General features: G+C 38.0%; 7 protein-coding genes and 1 tRNA gene. 5 read left to right on the top strand and 3 right to left on the bottom strand.

Features of this window, described 5'->3' with window-relative positions; all coding sequences use genetic code 11:
• Positions 1-55: 55 nt before the first annotated feature.
• From ABD917_RS06440 to ABD917_RS06430, 3 genes are all read right to left on the bottom strand, one after another.
• Positions 56-2,764: an autotransporter outer membrane beta-barrel domain-containing protein gene (locus ABD917_RS06440; RefSeq protein WP_345119281.1), complete on the bottom strand. Its 2,709-nt coding sequence runs from the start codon at positions 2,762-2,764 to the stop codon at positions 56-58.
• A 1,902-nt stretch (positions 2,765-4,666) separates the two neighbouring features.
• Positions 4,667-7,903 (bottom strand): autotransporter outer membrane beta-barrel domain-containing protein, encoded by a 3,237-nt coding sequence (locus ABD917_RS06435; RefSeq protein ID WP_345119280.1) that lies wholly within the window; start codon positions 7,901-7,903, stop codon positions 4,667-4,669.
• A 713-nt stretch (positions 7,904-8,616) separates the two neighbouring features.
• Positions 8,617-14,874, bottom strand: a complete 6,258-nt coding sequence (locus ABD917_RS06430) for an autotransporter outer membrane beta-barrel domain-containing protein (protein ID WP_345119279.1) — start codon at positions 14,872-14,874, stop codon at positions 8,617-8,619.
• Between the two features lie 211 nt (positions 14,875-15,085).
• Between ABD917_RS06430 and ABD917_RS06425 the strand changes: the two genes are divergently transcribed.
• The 5 genes from ABD917_RS06425 to ABD917_RS06405 all read left to right on the top strand — a co-directional run bounded on the left by ABD917_RS06425 (position 15,086) and on the right by ABD917_RS06405 (position 18,925).
• A complete protein-coding gene (locus ABD917_RS06425) occupies positions 15,086-16,021 on the top strand; it encodes a siderophore ABC transporter substrate-binding protein (protein WP_345119278.1) in 936 nt (311 codons plus the stop codon).
• An 87-nt stretch (positions 16,022-16,108) separates the two neighbouring features.
• Complete coding sequence (locus ABD917_RS06420; RefSeq protein ID WP_345119277.1) at positions 16,109-17,065, top strand: ABC transporter permease; 957 nt, start codon at positions 16,109-16,111, stop codon at positions 17,063-17,065.
• On the top strand, positions 17,058-18,008 hold the full coding sequence (locus ABD917_RS06415; RefSeq protein ID WP_345119276.1) for an iron chelate uptake ABC transporter family permease subunit: 951 nt from the start codon (positions 17,058-17,060) through the stop codon (positions 18,006-18,008). Before ABD917_RS06420 ends, ABD917_RS06415 begins: the two co-directional genes overlap by 8 nt.
• Positions 18,005-18,763 carry an iron ABC transporter ATP-binding protein gene (locus tag ABD917_RS06410; protein ID WP_345119275.1) on the top strand — a complete coding sequence of 253 codons (759 nt, stop codon included), beginning with the start codon at positions 18,005-18,007 and terminating at the stop codon, positions 18,761-18,763. Before ABD917_RS06415 ends, ABD917_RS06410 begins: the two co-directional genes overlap by 4 nt.
• A gap of 88 nt (positions 18,764-18,851) precedes the next feature.
• Positions 18,852-18,925: transfer RNA gene (locus ABD917_RS06405), tRNA-Gln, on the top strand.
• Positions 18,926-19,075: the final 150 nt, after the last annotated feature.

The following is a 19,075-nucleotide window of genomic DNA, read 5'->3' as shown; positions in this document are numbered from 1 at the left end:
TACAAAAAACTACGATCTATACTTATGTGTAATATCTACTACATTTCATGTATGGTTAAAAACGATAACGCACCCCTCCAGAAAAACTTATTCCAGAAAAACCACCTTTCGTGAACTTATATTGATAAATCAGATCAGCATTAAAGACAAATTTTTGCGACAACTGAGCATTAAAACCAAATCCAGCTTCTAAGGAAGAGCCAAAAGCACCTAACTGGAAGGCATCTTTAAACTGTACAGATTTCTTTTTTTCAAAACCATGCACAAAATGGAATTTCCCATACAAAGAAACATCAAGCTCTTTTTCAGATACAGAAAACGTCTTTGTTAAGCGCCCACCAACACGTGCTACCCACTGATCAAGCTTGCCCATTTCAATGTCGAAATTATCAATATCACGAGCTTTCTCGAACTGAAGATGTTGATAAACAACCTGAACTTGCGGATCAACGGCAAGACCTTCATATCTGGTTGCAATTGTTTTACCACCTGTTAGGGAAACACTTAAAGGATTACCTTTCAATGTTGCCGTCCTACCCCGTGCAAGAGTGAGAACATCCCCTTTGACCAGACCATAAGATAAAAGACCGTCTACATAGAAACCCGCATCATGCTGCATGCTACCATATGCTGTAGCTGTCCATTTATCAAATGTACTTTCTTGGCTTTGTTCAACATCCACAGGTTGTAGGGAAAGTTTTCCATAGGATCCCATAATCCCAAAGGATATCTCACTGTCAGTATTTTCAATTGTTTGCAATAAAATGCCTGCCTCTATAGCGTGATAACCGAGATCACCTTTATAACCATATTCAAATGCAGATAAATCTGAAGTGTAACGATAGCTCCCACCATAGCCACGTAAAAATGAAACAGAATTTGTACTAACGTCTAACATTCCACTGGACATACTCCTCTGTATCTCTAACTGCTTGTTTTGATTATTAATATCAACCAAACTGGCATGGAACACACTATTTGGCAAGAGCAGATAGGTTGGAACTTGCGGAACAACAGCCCTTCCCATCAACTCAGGATGATATTCCCAATCTGAACCAGCACTGGGTCCAAATCCAGGATGAAAACCGGGCACAAACCTAGAACCAGGAGCCAAGTTAGATCCAGAATGGAAATCAACATACCCATTTTCAAGGCGGAAATCCCAAAAGTCTCCACTCCCTTCAACTAGCCTTTGAGAAGAATTTGCTATCCCTAACTTAGACCCTGGACCATAAGCACGAAGCCTATATTGATAAGGTGAACCCTCTAACGCAACATACTCACCGTCCAATTTAAAAGAATTTTGACTTGCGCTTCCAGACACCTGAATAATTGAAATACCTTTGTTATTTCCATACTCTCCAGTACCTGCTCCTAGACTTCCAGCAACACTTTGTACATGTACTATCATGCTTCCTTCAACATCACCATGGATTAAAAGACGATCTGTTTTTTGATTTTGAAGAATTCCCCCCCTATTGAGATAAGTGTTCAGATAAAGATGTGCATTGCCTTGCGCCTTATAAACCTGACCGGCCCCTTTCCCAACACAAAGCGTTTGATACTCAGCAGCTATACTACTCTTTGGTTGTTCAAAAACAATAGAACTATCAATAACATGTATCAATGAAATCGATGAAACACCCATAGCGCGAGAATCTTGCAAACTTACATTTTTCGGTCGCGATAAAATCCATTTTGAGTTATCTCTCAAACGAAATTCAGCTGAAGAACCACCATTAAGATGGACACCCCCTCTAAGCGTAGAAGCATCAGCGGAAACCTTTATGAAAGAACCATTTTCAGCCTTTAACAATAAATCCCCAGAAATTTCAGATTTTTCTAAAAGTTTGATAAGACCACCAGATTTGCTACTATAAAGCGCTACACTTTTTGGCACATTAAAAGTAGTATTGTATAAATGAACAGTTCCTCGCTTTGGCAAATCCGTTTCTGGCAAAGCGCCAAATAACTTTCCCTCCCCAAAAAAGCTATAAAGTTTCTCTTTGTCATAAGGTCTGGTACTTTTCTTCTGACTTTCAGAAACTCCCTCAGAAAAACGGAAGCCATAGGACGCCCCCCCATCCACAGTAACCGTAGAATTCATCATATCAATGTACCCAATATCTCCTTGAAATGAAACCCCATGAGCACTTGTAACTGTAGCTGCACCATCTTCAAAACGAATATAGCCACCATTTTGAGACATCTGAAAAGCTGAATTCTTACTATGATAACCTCCACTGCCCGCTTGGCTACCCTTTTTGGTAATGGTTACATCCTTTAAAGTGATTTGTCCTTCTTCTTTTGTTTGAACTCCAACACCCTTTGTAAGATCAATCGCTCCTTTTTCTATAATAACTTCCCCTGAATCATCTGCTATGATACCATACTGCCAAAAGTCCTCTTCACCAGCAGTTACAGCATCTTTAATAGTGATATCCGTCCCTTTAATTATTGTATGTTTTCCGGATGTATGTTTTCCAGACGCTCTTATAGCTGCTTCTTTAGTGGTCTCCTTGGTTTTCTGATAAGTTTTATGAGAAAGAGAACCATGCCTCCCTCCATTACACCAAAAAAAATTAGCACTTGAATCACATGAAAATTCATTATTACCGTTTTGTCCTACAATAGTAGTGGAAGCATTCGCTTGCACTGAAGAAACGGCAGCGGTTCGAACCTCGGCATCAACCTTATGTACAAAAAAAAGGCACGCCGTTGTAAAAGCACATAAAGAGAGATGATTTTTAAATATCTTGACCATAATTCCACCATATTCCCCCCATTCGATTAGAAGACCTATATTTTGCTAAATTACATCAAAACAATATTTGATACATTTTGTAAAAATATTTTTAATTTATTAGTTTATTTTGTATTTTATGTAAATGAAAAGTAGAATATTAAAAAATTATGATATAAATTTGTCATTTTTATAAAAACTTATAAAAATACAGCTGAAAACAACATGAAATGGCTAAAAAATGATTTTGGCTAGTTTGAATTCATAAAATGCATGATTGAGATGCCGCCTTTAGACCAATATTAAAAATCCAGCCAATCAGATTTTGAAACAAATGCGAAATAGGTTAGTTCTCTGTAAGAAGCACCAGCTTTTGTATAGCAAATGAGAAAAATATAGCCTATATCCATTTTGTTTATCTCTTGATAAGATAAATATAATCTTAGCTCGTTACGAATATAGAAGACGTAAAGAAAAAAACAATTTCCGTCTTTATTGCCTCTTTTTAATTTGCTTTTCAGCCTTCAAAAGCATCTACAGCAATATCTTTTAAAGAATGAGGATATTATTTCACGCTTTTGTTTATTGCTCTCTTTAATGAAACCACATCCCACACAAAAATGGCATGTTTACGCGTTTTATTCACGCCCTTTCTTAAAAAAACATCTTTCATTGCCGAAATCACATCTCACAACATTGCCTATAAAGACCTATAGATCTATAGGCTACTACCAATTTTATATGGAGGGAAATAAAAGGATCATCATATTGATTTATAAAGATAGTTTAGCGGTTTTATACTGAATGATCGCTCAAATACCGTAAAATTTTATCATTTCAAATCTGTACATACTGAAATCAATGAAAATCATTCACTCACGCATCAAAGACGAAGCCGCCGTATCAGTAAACTTATCTAAGAAAGAACTAAAAACACCCTTTATGAACTGTCTTAAGTGTTAAAAACTGTAGCAACATTGAAAATGAGAAATAGTATAATAGTGCCAACTTGCTCTTTCATAAGCATAAAAATGGTGGTGCTCAATAGCTTTACCGTTATAGCATTTACGGATACCATAGTAAAATGTGCTTGGTTAGCTTGAGAAATGTATCTTTAAAATAAGCGCGTGAATATGCAATCCAATAGCGTTTTATTCTTCATGAAAGATGTGCCACCATTAAATAATGTGAGAAACAAAAACATGAGATAATAAGCAATTTCCATTATTTAAAGATATTGCGGTAGATGCTTTTTAAAAGCATAAAGTTGCATTGAAGGGTGATGGTAAGGCTAGAAACCTGCTTTTGTCTTTATAACTTTATGTTTTCCCCAAATCAGATTGTATATCCATTTCAAAAATTACACAAACAGAGATATGTCATATTCTTGCTCCCATTTTGCATATAAAATCTGCAACAATTGCAACAGCTGAAAAAACACTAAATCTTCTTAATCTTTGTCTTAAATATGCGGCTGTATTAGGTTTAGATATTGATTTACAAGTGACACACCATTTTATTTGCAAAATTAAATATCTTTTATTGAAGAATGCTAAAAAAGCTTCTTAATCGTTTCTAAAATGGTATTTATTCATAGGCCAATCACCTTGTAACATGTCAGCAAATGATTTTATAAACTCATCAAAACAAGCAATTAAAATAACAGCATACTCCGTATTCAGTATTATTTATTCAAATGGCAAAACAATGAATTAACGAATATAGGGAATGGCTATGAAACATAAAACTTGGCAATTTTGAGCACAAAAACCCATCAAATTTCGCACACATAAAACAAACATATCATGACTGTTTCAGTTCTATTAAAATGGTAGGATCTTTTGAGAGTACAGAAGATTATAACAAAGAAAAAGGCAGCATAATATGCTGCCTTTACATAAGGCTAGGTACTCTACCTTGACCTTAGAAATTATAGCGCAATCCACCAGTAAAACTGGTTCCAGAAAAGCCTGCTTTAGTCAGCTTATGCTGATAAGCCAGATCTCCATGAAGTGTAAACTTGGGAGACAATTGCGCGTTAAAACCCAATCCCGTCTCTAATGAAGAGCCAAACGCGCCTAACTGGAAAGTATCTTTAAACTGCACGAATTGTTTCTTACTAAAACCGTGCGCAACATGAAGCTTACCGTAAACAGAAACAACATGAGCCTCATCGCTAACAGGAAGAACCTTGGTTAAACGCCCACCAATACGTGCAACCCATTGATCAAGGGTGCCCATTTCAATATCAAAATTATCTATATCATGCGCCTTATTAAATTGAAGACGCTGATAAACAACCTGAACTTGTGGATCAAAAATAAAATCATCATCCCCTATTACAAATGCTTTACCAGAAGTTAATGAAGCATTTAGAGATGTTCCCTTTAATGTTGCCGTCTTACCCCGTGCAAGGGTGTGAACATCTCCTTTAAACAGACCATAGGACAAAAGGCCATCTGCATAAAATCCTGTATCCCCCTGCAGACCACCATATGCCGTAACTGCCCATCTATCAAATGAACTTTTTCGGCTCTGTTCAACATCAAGAGGCTGCAGAGAAAGTCTTTGGTAAGATCCTATAACTCCAAAAGAAGAAGTACCATATGTATTTTCAAATGTTTGGAGCAAAACACCTGCATCAACAGCATTATAATCAAGCTCTCCTCCATAACCATATTCAAACCGAGAAAGATTTGACCTATAACGGTGATTACCACCATAACCACGCACAAAGAACGCAGGATTTTCACGCCTTTCTAACATTCCACCAGAAACAATGCGCAAAGACTCTAACCACTTGTTTGTATGCGTAATATTCATCAAACCTGTATGGAACAGAGCATTTGGCAAAAGCAGATAAGTTGGAACTTGTGGTACAACAGCCTTAGGATGAGGCTTTGGCTCTGGTTCTGGTTTAGGAGGGACTGGAGAAGGTCCTGGAGGTGTAGGAGGAACTGGCCCTGGTTCTGGAGGCGCAGGAGGCATTGGCTCTGGTTCAGGCTTCATATATCCAGTTTCAAGACGAAAATCCCAAAACTCTCCTGAGCCTTTCACTAATCTTTGATCAGGATTCGCTTTTCCCAAATCAGATGTCGGACCATAACCATAAAGCTTATACTGATAAGGTAAACCGCTCAGCGTAACATAACCACCATCTAACTTAAAGGAGTTTTGAGTTGCTTCTCCAGACACCTGAATGATTGAGATCCCTTGATCATTTCCCCCACTTCCTGTATTCCCCCCTAGACTTCCTGAAACAGCGCTTACATGAACTGTCGTTATACCAGAAACATCACCATAAATTAAAAGGCGGTCCGTCTGTTGCTTGTTAATATCACCTCCTGCATCCAAGAAAGTATTAAAATAAATATGCCCACCATCCTGTACCTTATAAACGTCATCAATGCCATTTCCAATGCGAAGTGTATGATAAGTATAATGGCTATCAGACTTTGAGTTTGTAAACTTAATAGTACTATCATTCATAAGGCTTACACGTGAAACAGATGAAGCACGTATAATCTCAGATTCCTGCTGATTTGCCTGTTTCTTTTGTTGTAAAGCCCATGTAGATTGATTGCTTAAATAAAGTTCAGCATTAGAGCTCTCATCAACTTCACTACGGCCTTCAAGAGTAGAGGCGTCTGCTAAAACTATTATAGAAGCACCATTCTCAGCCTTTAACAATGAACCCTCTGAATGAAGACTACTCTGTAATAAACTGACAGCACCATTTGTTTCATCAGTCCCATAAAGAGCTGTACCACCTAAAACTGAAAACATTGTCCTACTTAAAGTAACAACTTCCATTCTAGAAATGAGTTCTTCCTTCAATAAACTTTCTTGATCATCGATGTTTTCCCACGGCTTACCTCCCTTAAAATATAGACCATGAGCTCCATCACCTTCTACTGTAATAGAAGAAGATTCAACATTAACCTCAGACACAGTAAAATTAGACTCAGAATCTTTAGGTAAAGGAATTGAATTAGGAGTCTTGACAGTATTTTCTAACAATATGCCATGGATATTTGTAACACTAATAGTAGCATCTTTTAAATTGATGGGACCACCTACATCCGTATGCACAGCCGCATGATTATTTGAATTTCTTTCTTTCCCTTTCCCAATAATCTTAACACCATTGAGACTTACTACTGCCTCTGATGTGGCAGAAACCCCATGGCTATTCATGAACTCAAGCGATCCACCATTCACATTAACTTCTGAACCACCGTAACTAGACACACTTGCTTTTTTATCTTCACCATTCGTGCTAATTTTTACGTCATTTAATGTAATATTTGTGGGCATCCCTATAGCTTGAACAGCGGTTGTACTCTCACCAATAGTTCCACCTTCTATATCAATCCTCCCATTACTAGCATGAAGAGCTACCTCTGCATTCTTAAGAGTAAAATTCTTCAAAGTAATTTCTCCCCCTTCTGACACAGTCACACCACGTGCAAAAGATTTTTCGGCAACTTCACTATCAACAGTTATCTTTTCCCCTTCTACTTTCGCAGGTGCTTTCTTTACTGTTATAGCAACACGATTAGATGCAACACCATCAACATTTTTACCCGTAAACTTATAAGATTTATCCTTAATTGTATCCGTTCCGCAATTATCGCATATATAATATGCACCATTATATAGCGTCATCTTTCCCTTAACACGGTCATATTTGTAAGTATAACTACCATACTCATCTCCGCCTATCCCGCTAAGAGGCTTAGAGCTATTACTTCCACTAAGTGAAATAGAACCAACACGAGTGGATTCGCGGTCACCTTCTTCTCCAAAGAGAGGAGTTCCATTTCTCCCGCTAAGATTGCCATTAGCTCGCGCTATTGTAGTCAAAGTGCTATTAAGCTCAACATCACCAGATTCACTCGAAATCTCTCTTGTAAGAGAATCGGTGGATGTACTAGGTAAATGAGAAGAACGTGTATTAGGGGAAACAGAAATAACACCGCTCTCAGGAGCAGAAGAAAGAGGAATAATCTTAATCTCAGGAATAGGCTGTGTAGGAGTAACCCAGATATTATATATTTCTTCTGCATTTGCACCAACCACTACTCCATTTTGTAGCAAAGAAAGAATAGCCGTTGTAACAGTATATAAACACATACGATTTCTAAATATTTTAATCATAGTTCCCTCGAAACCTTTTTTCCCCTCTTATTGAAAACAAAAGCATTCGTAAAAACATCCCTCTGCACCCCTTAAAATACGAAAAGGTGTAACCAAAAGAACGCATCGACCGCTCATTTGAACCGTGTAATGAATGATCAAAACAAACTTGGCGGAAGCTCTATAGGCAATGCAAAACTACCGGTACGAGAATTGCCATTCAGTACAATTTATACGTGTATAATGCATTCTGTATTTCGTGTAAAGAAAAATAAAATCAATGCGTGCAAATTAATGAGAATTACAATCAAAAGATGTTTATTTAAAAATGATTAAAGATATATGCGTAAAAAATATTGATCCAATTCGTAAAAAACGAATTCTAAAAAACAAGCTTTAGCAAATATCAAACATGATAGTGGCTAAACAGATCAGCATAAAACGAAATTAAGATATCATATTATAAACACTAAGCCTCCCATAGCCATTGTTATGCTAGTAATGGAAGCATTCACCATTAAAGAAGTACCTAAAGAATAAGTAGCAGGATTATGCTTATCAAAAAAATTTATAAAAATTCATGTGAGCATAATAAAAATGCTTTCATGCAAAAAACAAAATATATTGTGCATTCATATTCCCAAAAGAAATTTTTTGATCGCAAAATATTGTTACAAAGAAAAAAGGCAGCACAGAGTGCTGCCTTTTCTAAAAAGTACGTACCGTACCTTATGTTAAAATTGATAACGTACTCCTCCGGAAAAACTTGTTCCAGAAAAACCAGCTTTATTGAGCTTATGTTGATAAGAAACGTCACCATGAAGAGAAAACGCTGAAGACAATTTAGCATTAAAGCCTAATCCAGCTTCTAAGGAAGAGCCCAAAGCACCTAATTGGAAAGCATCTTTAAACTGCACAGATTTCTTTCCTTCAAAACCATGTACAAGATAAAGCTTACTGTAGAAAGAAATATTATTAGCTCCTTCAGGTCCTCTAGGTGTTTTTATCAAACGTCCACCAACACGTGCTATCCACTGATCAAGCTTGCCCATTTCAATGTCAAAATTATCAATATCACGAGCCTTCTCAAACTGAAGATGTTGATAAACAACCTGAACTTGCGGATCAACGACAAAACCTTCATATCCCGTTGCAATTGTCTGACCACCTGCCAAGGAAACACTTAAAGGATGCCCCTTCAATGTTGCTGTCTTACCCCGTGCAAGAGTGAAAACATCACCTTTGAGCAGACCATAGGATAAAAGACCATCTACATAGAAACCGGATTCATGCTGCATGCTACCATATGCTGTAGCAGTCCATTTATCAAACGCACTTTCTTGGCTTTGTTCAACATCCACAGGTTGTAGGGAAAGTTTTCCATAAGATCCCAGAACTCCAAAGGATAGAGCATTGTCAGTACTTTCAATTGTTTGTAACAAAATACCCGCTTCTACACCATTATAGTTAAGATCTCCTTTGTAACCATATTCAAGTGCAGATAAATTTGAAGTGTAATGGTAACTTCCACCATATCCACGCAAATATAAAGCAGGATTTTCACGAACCTCTCCCATTCCATTAGCTGTAGCCCGTAATATCTCCAACTGCTTGCTTTGACTGTTGATATCTATCAAGCCGGCGTGGAATACACTATTTGGCAAGAGAAGATAAGTCGGAACTTGTGGCACAACAGACCTAACAAATTGTTCAGGAAGAGCAGATCCAACCATAGAAACAGTAGGCTTAACATACTGATTTTCTAAACGGAAATTCCAAAACTTCCCATCATCCTTGATAAATTTCTGCTGAACATGATCCTGTCTTGCAGTCTCTTCTGGACTGTAAGAACGAAGAGTGTATTTGTAAGGTGAATTCTGCAGTGCAACATACTTACCATCTAATTGGAAAGAATCTTTTGCTGCTGTTCCATAAACCTGAATAATTGAAACACTATGAGGATTCTTAGCATGTTCCTTATCCGCTATATCTTCCGAAACACCTTTCACATGTACTATTGTTTTCCCAAAAACATCACCATGAATGACAAGCCGATCGGTTACTTGCTCATCTCTTGGATCATTAGGACTTAAATGTGCATTGAGATGAATCGAAGCATCACCTTCTGCTCTGTAGACAATACCGCTACCTTCTCCAATGCGAAGTGTCTGATATTTCTCTTCAGATTTCGGAGTTACAAACCTCAAACTACTATTTGCAAGACTTACAGAGGAAACACATGAATCCACACATCCTGAATCCAATTCAGCAATATTACGCGCACTTCTTTTAAGAATCCACGATGATTTATTGGTCAAATCTAATCTTGCATAAGAATCTTTCTCAACGCGCGCACCGCCTACAACAACAGAGTTATCAAGCGAAGCAAGTATATTGGAATTATTCTCAACGCTCAGCAGCAAATCACCCGCAAGAACCGTTTCTTTTTCTAATGAAATCTGACCATTAGAACTATTACCATAAATAGCTATACCATTTACAACTTCAAACTTAGTTTTCTTCAATGAAATTGTTCCTGTCAAGTGTAGAGGTATTCTCTCCTGTTGGGATGCAGCATCGCGTTTAACAACATTTGCTTTCTCAGAAACCTTATTTTGATTCTGCTTCTGACCTCCTTTTTGTTTTGTCCCATCAAAATATATACCATAGCTACCATCGCCTTCCACTTTAACAATAGAAGCTTCGATATTAGCACGATTTGAAGAAGGACGAACATCAGAAGATCTCTTTCTCCTAGAAGCCCCAGCTTCAACAACATCACCATTTCCTTTAATCCACAAACCGGTGGAATCAGTAGTAACATTTCCATTCGTAAATTCAACAGAGGCATTATTAGTCACTAGGAAAACCGAACGTCCAAACGTCTCACCTGATTTGTTCTGTCCTTTTTTTGCAGTAATATCAACATTGTCTAATTTAATACGCCCTCCCGATTCAGATCTCACAGCCACTCCATTTGTCATCGCAATAGACCCTGAGCTCATGATTATCTCACCAGCCTGACTAGCTAAACCAGCAACAGCCGAATCCCCCGTCACATGAATTTTCGTATTACTTAAATTAACAGATGATCCAGAACCTGCCAAAGCACCTACATAACTGGCATTGACTATTCCACCACTCATCTTAACCTTTCCACCTTTTTGCGCTTCAAGCCCAATCGAAGAATTTTTAACTGTTGATTTTTTATCTAAAACAACCTCTGCACCATTTTCTGCAAGCACAGTACTCACAAGTGGTGTTTTAGTAATATCAACATTAGCCGCCGAACCAATAATAGTGGCAGCTTCTAATGTAACAATCGTATTCTGACTTTTTGCATGCATAGGATGCTGAGTTTGCGCACTTGCCGTTAGTGTAACTCTTTCCATCTTATGCGATTTACCATCACTGCATAAATAAGCAATTTGCTGTTTTCCCGTTCCATTACCTTGCCCACTATCACACTGAGAAGAAACATTTCCTTGCCCAACTTTATTGACAAATGCTCCCGTCGATACAACGTTAGGTGTTTGTGATTTTGTAGATACTGGATTAGAAGAAATAGTAGACTCACTAACCTCAAATGTTTGAGCTTTGCCAGAAGAAGCAAGAATACGGCCTACAGATTTCTCCTCCTTTACAACTATCCCTTTCTCAAGTGCATTAGGAACATCTGGCACAGTAATAGTATTTGCATTAGCTGCAGCAGAAACCGTCGACGCTGTAACAGTATTTGCATTAGCTAAAGATGCATTAGAAACAGCTGACGTAGTAACAGTATTTACATTAGCTAAAGTAACTGAATTTTGAAGTGTAGAAGTTTTAGGCAATGTAGAGATATCAAGCTCTACTGCCGCAGAAATAGTATTATCATCATTTGAAGCAGCTGAATTTAGAGGTGCCGGATCTCTAGATATTGAACTACTAAATGGAAAAGTATGCACTATACCCCCAGATATTTCAGATTTTCTAAGTTCAGTAACCGAAGAACTACTAGACAGCACAGGAGGTACAGTAGGTGCAAATGTCGGATCTTCAGAGGATCCAGATCTCACGACGGTATCACTCCGAACAGGAACTTCCGATGTAGCCCCCTCAGAAGACGTAGGAACAGGAAGCGTCACGGATTCACTCCCCTCACGTTCACCTATCTGCTCTTCACCAACTTCAGCACTAGTTTCAGCATTAACAGCAGATGCAGAAGATTGAACAGGTAATATAGACGTCCCAAGTTCACTTAAATCATCAGAAGATATGCCTGAAGACTCTTCAACAGATTCAGATCTCAAAAGTGAACCGTCTCGAGAAGGCGTTACAGGCGCAGAAGCTTTAGGAAGCGTCACAATTCCAGAACTATCAAGTGGAACAGCAGGAGTAGAAGAATCTACTATATCGTAACCTACATCATCAGACTCATTCCCATTGCCCGACAAAACAATAGAAGTCTCCGAAGATCCAGAACCTTTAGGTCCAACAGAAGAAGAGCTAGAATCCATTCTAGGCGCACTAGGTGAATTTACAACTGCTCCCTCTCTTTTTTCTTCCAAACGAAACTCCCAAAAACCCTTTTTCGCATCCGTCAACAAATTCTCATCAAAAAGCTGCTTTCCTATAGCCTTTTTTAGACTAACATCTTCGATAGTATCCTTAAAGTGGTATTTATAAGGAGACAAGACATACTTATAAGGAGAACCTCCTAGGGTGATATAACTGCCTTCTAAAGCAAAAGATTCATGCGTTGCCTCTCCCAAAATTTGAATAAGTGTAAAACTGGCAGGTTTTGTCTTAGATCCATTATTAGCGATCTGTACCGTACCTTGGCTTTGCACGTGTACTATAGTCTTTCCTGCCACATGACCATTAATTAAAAGTCTATCAGATTTTTGAACATTCCCAGCATTTTTTGCTGCGAGATTTACATTGAAGTAAATATTGGAATTACCATAAGCATTGTAAACCGTACCTTTTGGAGTTTCCCTATTTCGTTCATTTCCAATGAGAAGGGTCCGATACTTAGTACCATTATCGCTATTTGAAGTAACAAATCTAATACTACTATTTACAAGGTTCATAGAAGAGATACATGAATCCACACAACTCCCACCTAAACTTTTCAGACCTTTATATAAATTCTCTGTCACATACCACTCGGACGTCCTAGATAAAACAAAATTAGCGTGAGATTTTTTATCAATGCGAGCAGGCCCCATGATTACAGAGTCATCAACAAAAACAGACAAATCGGAACCAGCTTCAGCATTTAATAGCAAACCACCTGAAAGAGTTGAATCATCTCTTACAATAACGGAACCTCTCAAACCCTCACCATAAATGGCCACACCTTGCGGCACCCTGAGAGCCGAATTATCTAAAAGAACTAAATGCAAAGGCTTTTCTGTCCTCCTTAAAGATTCTGGACTTGTTACAGATCGTCTAACTCTAGTTGCATCATCTTGTAACTGATCTATTGTCTTTTGAAAATATATGCCATAAGCCCCCATACCATCTACTTTGATTTTTGACGATTTGATATGAGCACCCGCTTTAATATTTGCAGATCTAGTACCAGTACCCGAGCGTAAAGAATTATTATCAAGAACAGCTCCAGAATATCCACTAGCTCTAGGATGTTCATTAACCCACAAAGCAACTGCATTGGAAACATCAAAATTTGTGTTATCAACGGAAACAAAACCATTTCTTACTAAGAAGATAGTACTACTAGGTTCTAACTCCTGCGTTAATCTTCCATCTTTTTGAGTTTCAGCATTTCTTTTATTGATTCTCTTTTCATTTTTTCTTTTTTCAGCAATCTTAATCTTAACATTTTCTAAACGTACAGCTCCATTATCTTCTACCCAAACTCCTATCCCCCCCTTTTCAAAGGTAACAGATCCACCTCTCATCATTATTCCGGATGAACCAAAACTCTGCAATCCAACTGGATTCAGAGGAAGTTTATTACCTTCCACATAGATATTTGTGTTTAATAAATAAATAGACGAGTTTAAATCAGCTAGAGCACCCACATTAGTTCCTCTAATAGAGCCTCTTACCATTTTAATATGCGCCCCACCTGTCGCTTCCAACCCAACAATAAAATCTCGAATATTTGAATCTCTCAAAATAACATTCGCACCCATCGTTGCCAATACACCACTCCCAAAACCCTGTTCGTTTGTAGTAACCGCCCAACCTACCCCACCTATAGCACCCGAAACACTCAACACCTCCATTTGTGTCACATCAGGAGGCATCTCTATAACACTTGCATCCACTGTAGTCACCATCGGCCCCACTCCGCTTGGAACACTCCCGCTTGGAACACTCCCGCTTGGAACACTCCCGTTTGGAACACTCCCGTTTGGAACATTCTCACCTGAAATACCCAACATTTTCACTTTAGATATATCAGCAGGTATCTTACCACGGAGAGATACGTCAGTTAATTCCAACGTTGTCCCTTTATCTGCTGGTTCATTTACTGTATCGTCAGAAACAAGTAATTTATTATGACTCGAATTTAATTTTGCATTTCCTCTCGCAAACACAGCATTATCACCAAATTCTTTTACTTCGATAATAGCCATTTTCATAGTATGTATTTTATTATCACTACAATAAACAGAATCTTGGCTAGTATAATTCTTAGGATCACACTTATACTCCTGCTTCAATACATGTGAAGTTCCAGCAGGAACTTTCCCCGTTCGAGATTCTACGTTACCTCTTTCTCCTTCCCCAGATACAGACTTACTAGGTAAACCTTCAGAAGGAGCATCTCCTCTCTGAGCCTCTACTCTAGGCATTCCCACTCCAGATCCATTTTCCTGAGATGTAGAAGCATCAGACGATAATCCAAGGTATGATGTTAATACCTGCGTGAAGCTACCCCACCCAGCATTAGAAACACCTGCACCTTGTAGAAAGAAGAGAGCACTCGTTGTCAGTGCGTACAAACGCGTACGATTTTTAAATACATTGATCATATGTCAAACTTTCTAAATATAACTTGCAAAAGCACTAGAATTAAGTGAAAATAAGGTAAGTGCACGTTCTGTAACATACATTAGTCTACTTTACAACATAGTGCATCTTATTAGAGTGCCAATTTGTGCATAATTTTATACATAAAAATGCCCAAGTTAAGTTTTTAAGTGCGTAAACCCTTGTAATTATAAAATAAAGGATAAAATGACGATGATAAAATATCTGAAATGGGTAATTTCTATTTTGATCGTTGCAATGAGTTTTGCAACATTTGCATGGGCAGGTATAAGTGCTAATGCAAACATAACGATTGATCATGTTTCAGGCTCAACTTCTGTTCCCAGCTCTCCCAAAAAGGTTATTGTATTTGATATTGCCTCGCTGGATAATATGAATCGCCTAGGTATCAAAGCTATTATAGGTATTCCTGAAGGAAAAAAACCTTCATATTTGCAGCAATTTAATGATGAAAAATATGAAAAAATTGGCACCCTTTTTGAACCTGATTATGAAAAAATTGCTACTCTTCAACCTGATTTGATTATTATTTCTTCGAGAACCCAAGCCAAATATAAAGATTTATCCAAAATCGCTCCAACCATTGATCTAACCATAGGAAATGAAAATTCTCTTGGTGATATTGAACGTAATGTGTCTATCCTTGGGAAAATTTTTGGCAAAGAAAAAGAAGCGGCAGAAGAAATTACCAAGCTTAATGAGAATTTAGCAGAAGTCCGTAAGAATACAAAAGGAAAAGGTACGGCTCTTGTCCTTATGACCTCTGGTGGTAAGATCAGTGCTTTGGGTCCAAAGTCACGTTTTGATATTCTCCATTCCGCATTTGGAATTGCTCCTGCGACCGATAAACTCACTGTGCAAAAACATGGACAACTCATTTCCCCTGAGTTTATTCTTGAAACCAATCCTGACTGGTTATTGGTTATTGATCGGGATGCAGCAATTGGACGGGAAGGACAATCTGCAGCACAATTGCTTGACAATGAACTTGTTCATCGTACAACCGCTGGCAAACAAAAACAGATTATTTATTTAGACTCTTGGAGCTGGTATCGTGCAGCTGGTGGTCTAACTGGGCTCAATGAGGCAGCAAAGCAAATCAATGAAGCTTTTACAAAAAGCAAATGAGCGTAAAATAACTTGCGCACTATCGCAATAAAATTTAAGAGCAAAGGCTGTTATACACAGCCTTTGTTTTTGGGAAAATGATTTAATGTGAAAAATTATTGGATAATCATAATAATTCTTATTCTGCTGTCTATTCTCAGCATTTTTGTTGGTTATTCTGATGTAACACCTTCTCACCTCTTGTCAAGCGATCCGCATGCATGGCTTATTTTCTGGCAAACGCGTCTTCCTCGTACAATTGCAGTACTTTTAACAGGTGCAGCGCTTGCACTCTCGGGCATGATTATGCAACTTCTTGCACGGAATCGCTTTGTTGAACCATCCACTGCTGGAACTGTTGAATCGGCTTCCCTTGGCATTCTTTGTGTCATGATTTATTGGCCCGATATCCCTGTTTTAGGAAAAATGATGGTCGCGACAATTTTTGCCATGACCGGTACACTGTTTTTTATGTTTTTATTGCGACAAATTCCTTTCAAATCTGCTCTCATGGTACCACTGATAGGAATTATGCTAGGCTATGTCATCGGCTCCCTCACCAACACCATTGCCGATTACGAAATGTTGCTTCCCTCTCTTCAAGGTTATTTATTTGGTAGTTTTGCAATGATTCTTGAGGGAAAATATGAACTTTTATGGTTCTCTCTTCCCCTCTGTACCCTTGCCTATTTCACGGCCGACCGCTTTACCGTTGCTGGTCTTGGAGAGGACTTAACTAATAATCTTGGACTGAATTATCGTGCTGTTATGTTTTTTGGTCTCTTTATTGTTGCATCAATTACTGCTGTTATTGTCTGCACAGTGGGGCGAATTCCTTTCGTTGGATTGATTATTCCAAATCTTGTTTCAAATTTCATGGGCGATAATATGCGCCATACCGCTCCTTGGGTAGCAATCAGCGGTGCAGGATTGGTTTTAATCTGTGACCTTTTAGGGCGTATAATTCATCCCTCCTTAGAGATTCCCATCAGTACTATGATGGGCGTTATCGGTAGTTTTATTTTTATTATACTGCTGCTACGCTGGAGAAAGCGTCTTGGATAAAAAGAAAAAAACAACCCTCATACTCTCAACGCTTATTCTGATGGCGTGCACCGTAACGTGTCTTTATATGACGTGGAATATAAACATCTATACATGGTCGTTCCGACTTACAAAACTGATCTCTCTCCTTCTCATTGCCTATACAATTACCGTTTCTACTATTTTATTTCAAACAATTGTTAATAACCGTCTACTGACTCCTTCAATTATGGGATTTGATCAGCTTTATATTCTAATAAAAACCACCACGATTTATTTTTTAGGTTCTCTTTCTTTGCCCTTTTTAAACGAAGAAGGACAGTTGATTTTTGAAACTTTCATTCTCATTCTCTTTTCCATAAGCCTTTTCCGTTGGTTATTTTCAGGGAATCTAAAAGGGCTTCATCTAACACTCTTAATTGGTGTTATTCTAGGTGGCTTTTTTTTCAGTTTGCGCATGTTCATGCAATTGCAACTTAATCCGGACCAAATGATGAATTTAACGGATATTATGTTTGCAAATTTTAATAAATTTAATACCTCATTAATCAGCTTTGCTACCGTTATTGTCCTTGTGGTAAGTCTGATTGGTTGGCGTTCACGCCACCTGCTTGATGTACTTGCCTTGGGACGCGAAAATGCACTCAATCTTGGCGTGGATTATCGCAAAAACGTTACAGCTATTCTCATTTTTGTTTCTATTCTCGTATCCATTTCCACAACGCTGGTAGGACCCGTCACTTTTTTGGGTCTGTTAGTTGCTAATCTTGCTTATGAACTCTCCCCTCAGGTAAAACACAATGTCGTTACCCCGATTGCGATATTATTGGCGATTATTTGTCTGGTTGGTGGACAGTTTATTTTAGAACAAATTTTTCATATGGCAGGGCGTTTAAGTTTTATTATTGAATTTTGTGGCGGTGTTGTCTTCTTAACCTTACTGATGAAGGGAAAACTAAAATGATTGAAATCAATCATCTTTCCAAATCTTATGACGCAAGGTTGATTATCGACGATTTGTGCCTTCATCTCCCCAAAGGAGGAATTATTTCTCTCATCGGTCCAAATGGTTCTGGAAAGTCAACGCTTTTGACGCTGATAAGGCGCCTTTTACCACGCAATAACGGTACAATTCATATCGACGGCTGTGATATCGATAAAATGCCCCACGATATTTTAGCTCAAAAACTCTCAATCCTGCGTCAAGATAATCCTTTATCCTTTCGTCTTACCGTATATGATTTAGTCAGTTTTGGACGCTACCCATACTCAAAAGGCTGGTATAATAAGAAAGATAAACAGTTTATTGAGAGTGCACTTCGCTATCTTGGTTTACAAGACCTAAAAGACTGTTTTTTAGATGAGCTTTCTGGAGGACAGCGTCAACGTGCTTTTATTGCGATGGTCATCTGTCAAGACACTGATTATCTCCTGTTAGATGAACCCTTGAACAATCTGGATATGAAGCATGCTGTTTCTATGATGAAGCAGTTACGCCGTACAGCTGATGAACTCCAAAAAACCATTCTCATTGTCATGCATGACATTAATTTTGCATCATCTTATTCAGATATGATTGTTGCTCTTAAAAATGGAAAAGCAGCCTATTGTGGAACACCACAAGAAATTATGAAATCAGAAATTCTTAAAGAGATTTATGACATAGATATTCAGATTGAAACAATAAATAACATTCCTATTGCTTTTTATTATCGATAAATCTCTCTTACTTATTCAGGGTTATTAAAGATTCTTTTTTGTCCTTGCCTGCACACTAAAATCTGCTAAAAGTGGCGACACTCACTATTGGGGAATAGTTTAATGGTAGAACAACGGACTCTGACTCCGTCAATCTTGGTTCGAATCCAAGTTCCCCAGCCAAATTTGGTTGTTGTAGTTGTAGCTGTAGCTTGCCAGCAGGTTTTGTATATTTTGACACTAGGTTTTGTACCAATTTATTTTGTTTCACATGATTTTTAAGTGGTTCTCAAAGGGTCTTCAAAGACCTTTCAAAGGGTGTTTTAAGATTTG

It is taken from the genome of Bartonella pachyuromydis (assembly GCF_039543065.1).
Taxonomy (GTDB): Bacteria; Pseudomonadota; Alphaproteobacteria; order Rhizobiales; family Rhizobiaceae; genus Bartonella; species Bartonella pachyuromydis.
This window is presented reverse-complemented; position numbering and strand designations above follow the sequence as displayed.

Bases quoted from the DNA above. Each gene is read 5' to 3' on its own strand.
- ABD917_RS06440 (WP_345119281.1), bottom strand. From the start codon at position 2,764: ATGGTCAAGATATTTAAAAATCATCTCTCTTTATGTGCTTTTACAACG.
- ABD917_RS06410 (WP_345119275.1), top strand. From the start codon at position 18,005: ATGATTGAAATCAATCATCTTTCCAAATCTTATGACGCAAGGTTGATT.
- ABD917_RS06430 (WP_345119279.1), bottom strand. From the start codon at position 14,874: ATGATCAATGTATTTAAAAATCGTACGCGTTTGTACGCACTGACAACG.
- ABD917_RS06425 (WP_345119278.1), top strand. From the start codon at position 15,086: ATGATAAAATATCTGAAATGGGTAATTTCTATTTTGATCGTTGCAATG.
- ABD917_RS06435 (WP_345119280.1), bottom strand. From the start codon at position 7,903: ATGATTAAAATATTTAGAAATCGTATGTGTTTATATACTGTTACAACG.